Below are 1,874 nucleotides of genomic sequence, written 5' to 3' on the forward strand. Positions count from 1 at the left end.
ATGCCTTCGGCCTGGGCGATCAGGTCGCCGATGACGCCGGCGAGCTCGGCTGCTTTGAGGGGGAGGCCGCGGACCTGGTTGTAGCCGATCGCGTCGACGAGATACTTCGCCCGCAGCAGCAGGGAGAGCTGGCCGAGGTTCATCTCGGGGACCAGGACCTTGTCGTAGCGGGCAAGGATGTCGCCGAGGTCCTTGGGGAAGGGGTTGAGGTGGCGCAGGTGGGTCTGGGCGACGTGGTAGCCGGCCTTGCGGACTCGGCGTACGCCGGCCCCGATGGGGCCATAGGTGGAGCCCCAGCCGAGGACCAGGACCTTGGCGTCGCCGGTGGGGTCATCGACCTCGAGTGGGGGTAGGGAGTCGGCGATGGCGTCGATCTTGGCCTGCCGGGTGCGGACCATCAGGTCGTGGTTGGTGGGGTCGTAGGAGATGTTGCCGGTGCCGGTGGTGCTGCCTTCCTTTTCCAGGCCGCCGATGCGGTGCTCGAGGCCCGGCGTGCCGGGGATCGCCCAGGGGCGGGCCAGGGTGTCCTCGTCACGCTTGTAGGGGTGGAACACCTCGGTGGTGGTGCCGTCGGCGGCGGTGCTGGTTGCGTTGGGGCCGGTGGCGAAGTTCGGTTCGATGACCGGCAGGTCGGTGATGTCGGGGATCTGCCACGGTTCGGAGCCGTTGGCCAGGTAGCCGTCACTGAGCAGCATGACGGGGGTGCGGTAGGTGATCGCGATCCGGGCGGCCTCGAGGGCGGCGTTGAAGCAGTCACCGGGTGACTGGGGGGCCACGATCGGCACCGGTGCTTCGCCGTTGCGGCCGAACATGGCTTGGAGCAGGTCGGACTGTTCGGTCTTGGTGGGCAGCCCGGTCGAGGGCCCGCCGCGTTGGACGTTGACCACCAGCAGGGGGAGCTCGGTCATCACCGCGAGGCCGATGGCCTCGCCCTTGAGTGCGACGCCGGGGCCGGAGGTGGTGGTGACGCCGAGGTGTCCGGCGAAGGAGGCGCCGATGGCGGCGCCGACGCCGGCGATCTCGTCCTCGGCCTGGAAGGTGGTGATCCCGAAGCTCTTGTGCTTGGAGAGCTCGTGGAGGATGTCGGAGGCCGGGGTGATCGGGTAGGAGCCGAGGAAGACCGGGAGCCCGGACTGCACCGACGCTGCGACCAGGCCGTAGGACAGGGCGAGATTGCCGGTGATGTTGCGGTAGACCCCCGGTGCCATCGCGGCGGGCTTGACCTCGTACTGGACGATGAAGGTCTCGGTGGTCTCACCGAAGTTCCAGCCCATCTTGAACGCGGTGATGTTGGCATCCCTGATGTCGGGGACCTTGGCGAACTTCTTGGACAAGAACTCGATGGTGGTCTCGGTGGGGCGCCCGTACATCCACGACAGCAGGCCGAGGGCGAACATGTTCTTGGCCCGGGCGGCGTCCTTGCGGGAGAGGCCGAACTCCTTGACCGCCTCGACGGTCATGCCGGTCAGGTCCACCCGGTGGACGTCGAAGCCGGCCAACTCCGACTCGGGGGAGTCGTCCTCGAGCGGGTTCTCGGCATAGCCGGCCTTGGCCAGGTTGCGCTTGGTGAAGTCGTGGGTGTCCACGATGATCGCCGCGCCCTTGTTCAGGTCACCCAGGTTCGCCTTCAACGCGGCCGGGTTCATCGCCACCAGCACGTCAGGTGAATCCCCCGCGGTGAGGATGTCGTGGTCGGCGAAGTGCACCTGGAACGAGGAGACACCCGGGATGGTGCCCTGAGGGGCCCGGATCTCGGCCGGGAAGTTCGGCAGCGTCACCAAGTCGTTGCCGAACGCCGCCGACTCCTGGGTGAACCGGTCACCAGTGAGCTGCATCCCATCGCCGGAGTCCCCGGCGAACCGGATGATCACACG

The 1,874-nt window shown here is 67.8% G+C and carries 1 protein-coding gene; it reads right to left on the minus strand.

Annotated features, from left to right (window positions below; translation table 11 throughout):
• A partial coding sequence (locus tag NJ4_RS24765) for a 2-oxoacid:acceptor oxidoreductase subunit alpha (RefSeq protein ID WP_157551346.1) occupies nt 1-1,874 on the minus strand: 1,874 nt, incomplete at both ends.

Source organism: Nocardioides jensenii JCM 1364 = NBRC 14755, from assembly GCF_001552535.1.
Taxonomy (GTDB): Bacteria; Actinomycetota; Actinomycetes; order Propionibacteriales; family Nocardioidaceae; genus Nocardioides; species Nocardioides jensenii.